Below are 3,338 nucleotides of genomic sequence, written 5' to 3'. Positions count from 1 at the left end.
TGCTTGCGCGCCTTCATGCCGGGCAGGACCAGTTGGGCCAGGTGGAAGGGCGCATAGACCTGCACCTCCATCATCAGCTTGAAGCGCTTCTCGGGGAAGTCTTCGACCGGGATGAAATAGGTGATGGCGGCGTTGTTGATCAGGATGTCGATGGGGCCGAAAGTGGCCTCGGCCTCCTCCACCAGCCGCTCGCGCTCGATCGCCTGGGCGAGGTCGGCCTTGACGAAAGCGGCCTTGCCGCCGGCCTTGTTGATGCGGTCCACGGTGTCGGCCAGCGTGCCCGGCAGCCGGCTCTCGCCGTCCGAGGCGGTACGCGCCGAAACCACCACGCTGGCGCCCTCCATGGCCAGGCGCGCGGCGATGGACTCGCCGATACCGCGGCTGGCGCCGGTGACCAGGGCGACCTTGCCCTTCAAGGGCCCGTCCGGATTGATGCGAGGTTCGCTCATCTTGAAATCTCCCTAATGAAAGTCTTTGTTTTTAATTGGTTAGATCGCAGTATCGCACTTACTCGGCGGGTTCGGAGACCCTCGCGGCGGATGTTGTCGCCACCTCCGAAGGCCAGGCGTCCACGGTCACCCGGCGCATGTGGCGCCGCTCTCCTGGATAGTCGTTCAGCGCGAAGTGCCAGACCGAGCGGTTGTCCCAGAAGGCCACCGATCCGGGGGTCCAGGAGAACCGGCAGGTGAAGGCCTCGTAGCGGGAATGCTCGAACAGGAAGTCCAACAGCGCCTTGCTCTCCCGCCGGCTCCAGCCCTCGATCCGCATCGTGAAGGCCGGATTGACGTAGAGCGCCTTGCGGCCGGTCTCGGGATGGACCTTGACCACGGGATGGACGAACTCGCCCACGGCGCCCTCGGCCTCCACCACCTTCATGGTCTTGCGCGACTGGGCCGAGTGGCCCTGGGACGAATACTCCCGGCCGGCGGAATGGACGGCGTTCAGGGTCTCCAGCGTGGCCTTCAGGCCCGGCGACAGGGCGTCGTAGGCGGCGGCTTGGCTGGCGAACAGGGTGTCGCCGCCGAACGACGGCAGGTCCACCGCATAGAGGATCGAGCCGATGGAGGGGTTCTCCAGAAAGCTCATGTCGGAGTGCCAGCCCCCGCCGAAATTGACCTTGTCCTCCGGCTCCTTGACGATCTCCATCACCTCGGGATGGGCGTCCATGCCGGTCACATAGGGATGGATGTTCAGCGGCCCGAACCGGCGGCCGAACGCCAGTTGACGTTCGGGAGACAGCGCCTGGTCGCGGAAGAAGATCACCTGGTGGGTGACGAAGGCCTCGCGGATCGCCGCGATGGTCTGGTCGGACAGGTCCTTCGCCAGGTCCACGCCGGAGATCTCGGCGCCGAGCGCGCCGGCGAGTTTGCGGATCTTGAGCCCTGCCATGGTCGGCCTCCTAAAGCTGCGGGCGAATGAAACATCGCAACGGCGCTCGAGGCCAGCGAGAACCGCTCACGCCGGTTGCAGTAAATCCCATCGGTTGCCGTAGAGATCCTGGAAGACGGCCACGGTGGCATAGGGTTCCTGGCGGGGCGGCTCCAAGAACCTGACCCCCGCCGCCGTCATCTTTGCATGGTCGCGGGCGAAGTCGTCGGTGGTCAGGAATAGCCCCACCCGGCCGCCGGTCTGGTCGCCGATCCGCGCGGCCTGGGCGTCGGTGGCGGCTCGCGCCAGCAGCAGGCCGCAGCTCGACCCCGGCGGCGTCACCACCACCCAGCGCTTGTCGCCCTGGGGGAGGTCGGAGGTGAGCGCGAAGCCCAGCTTGTCCACATAGTAGGCGATCGCCTCGTCATAGTGGGCGACCACCAGGGCGACGAGACTGATCTGCTGGGGCATGGGAGCGACTCGGGCGGCTGGACGGCGGGATGGCTCAAGCTAGAGTGCCCGGGCGTTTCGGGGGAGTTCCAATGCATCGACTGTCCACCGGCCTGGCGGCCGCCGTTCTCAGCCTGTCCCTCGTGAGCGGCGCGGCCGCGCAGGCGCCCAAGACCACCGTGATCCACGCCGGCGCCCTGCTGGATCGGCCAGGCCAGGCGCCGCGCGGCGCCTCAACCCTCTTCATCCGCGGCGGCAAGGTCGAGTCCGTGCGCGACGGTTTCGTCGCCCCCGAGGCCGGCGCGACCCTGGTCGACCTGAAAGACCAGTTCGTCCTGCCCGGCCTGATCGACATGCACGTCCACATCTTCAACGACGACGACAAGATGCGCGCGCGGATCGAAGGCGCGAACCGCGACATCGAGGACAACATGGTGATCGGGGTCGACAACGCCCGACGCACCCTGGAGGCCGGCTTCACCACCATCCGCGACCTGGGCTCCGACATCCGTAGCGTCACAGCCCTGCGCGATGGGATCAACGCCGGCCTGCTGGCTGGGCCGACCATCGTGCCGGCGGGGCGAGCTATCGCCATCACCGCGGGACACGCCGACGGTTCCAACAACCTCAACCGCGACCTGGCCGAGATCGCGCGCGCGCGCGGGGAGAACGTCTGCAACGGCGCCGAGGACTGTCGCCGGGCCGTGCGCTCGCAGATCGGCCAGGGCGCCGAGGTGATCAAGTTCACCGCCACCGGCGGGGTCAATTCCAACATCGCCGGCGGCCTGGGCCGTCAGATGTTCGACGACGAGATGAAGGCCATCGTCGACACCGCCCACATGTTCGGCCGCAAGGTCGCCGCCCACGCTCACGGGACCGACGGCATCATCGCGGCGCTCAACGCTGGGGTGGACTCCATCGAGCACGGCACCTTCGGGACCAAGGAGACAGACGCCCTGTTCAAGAAGACCGGCGCCTATTTCGTCCCCACCATGCTGGCGCCTCAGGCCGCGCTCAGTCAGGCGCGGGCGGGGTCGCGCTCGAAGGCGACCCTGGAAAAGGCCGAGATCGCCGGCAAGGTCGCCATGGAGAACCACAAGCGCGCCATCGCCTCGGGCGTGAAGATCGCCTTCGGCACCGACACCGGCGTCTCGTCCCACGGCGACAACGGCAAGGAGTTCGCCCTGATGGTCAGCGTCGGCATGAGCCCCGCCGAGGCAATCAAGTCGGCCACGGTCACCGCCGCCGAGCTGCTGGATCGCTCGGCCACCCTGGGGACCCTGGAGCCCGGCAAGGACGCCGACCTCATCGCCGTCGCCGCCAGCCCGCTGGAGGACGTGCGCCAACTGGAGCGCCCGAACTTCGTCATGCGCCGGGGCGTCGTGCATATGGCTGGCGGCAAGCGCCAGGCGTTTCCGGTGAACTAGCTCTGTGTAGCGAGGGTCCTGAGCGACCTTGCACTAGGCCGCACGACCTCCGAATTTCAACCCTAGGGCGGGGAGGCCGCGCATGACTCGATT

The 3,338-nt window shown here is 67.5% G+C and carries 4 protein-coding genes; 1 reads left to right on the top strand and 3 read right to left on the bottom strand.

What is annotated here, in order from left to right:
• From RMO04_RS13000 to RMO04_RS12990, 3 genes are all read right to left on the bottom strand, one after another.
• On the bottom strand, window positions 1-449 hold a 449-nt coding region (locus RMO04_RS13000), incomplete at its 3' end, for an SDR family NAD(P)-dependent oxidoreductase (RefSeq protein WP_309645204.1).
• A 58-nt stretch (window positions 450-507) separates the two neighbouring features.
• Window positions 508-1,389: a TauD/TfdA family dioxygenase gene (locus tag RMO04_RS12995; protein ID WP_309645203.1), complete on the bottom strand. Its 882-nt coding sequence runs from the start codon at window positions 1,387-1,389 to the stop codon at window positions 508-510.
• 66 nt (window positions 1,390-1,455) lie between these two features.
• Complete coding sequence (locus RMO04_RS12990; protein WP_309645202.1) at window positions 1,456-1,839, bottom strand: VOC family protein; 384 nt, start codon at window positions 1,837-1,839, stop codon at window positions 1,456-1,458.
• Between the two features lie 71 nt (window positions 1,840-1,910).
• On the opposite strand from RMO04_RS12990, the gene RMO04_RS12985 reads away from it, so the two are divergent.
• Window positions 1,911-3,245 (top strand): amidohydrolase family protein, encoded by a 1,335-nt coding sequence (locus RMO04_RS12985; RefSeq protein WP_309645201.1) that lies wholly within the window; start codon window positions 1,911-1,913, stop codon window positions 3,243-3,245.
• Window positions 3,246-3,338 lie beyond the last annotated feature (93 nt).

It is taken from the genome of Phenylobacterium sp. (assembly GCF_031412415.1).
Classification (GTDB): Bacteria; Pseudomonadota; Alphaproteobacteria; order Caulobacterales; family Caulobacteraceae; genus Phenylobacterium.
Note: the sequence above shows the minus strand (reverse complement) of the source record. Positions and strands in the feature narration are given on the sequence as shown.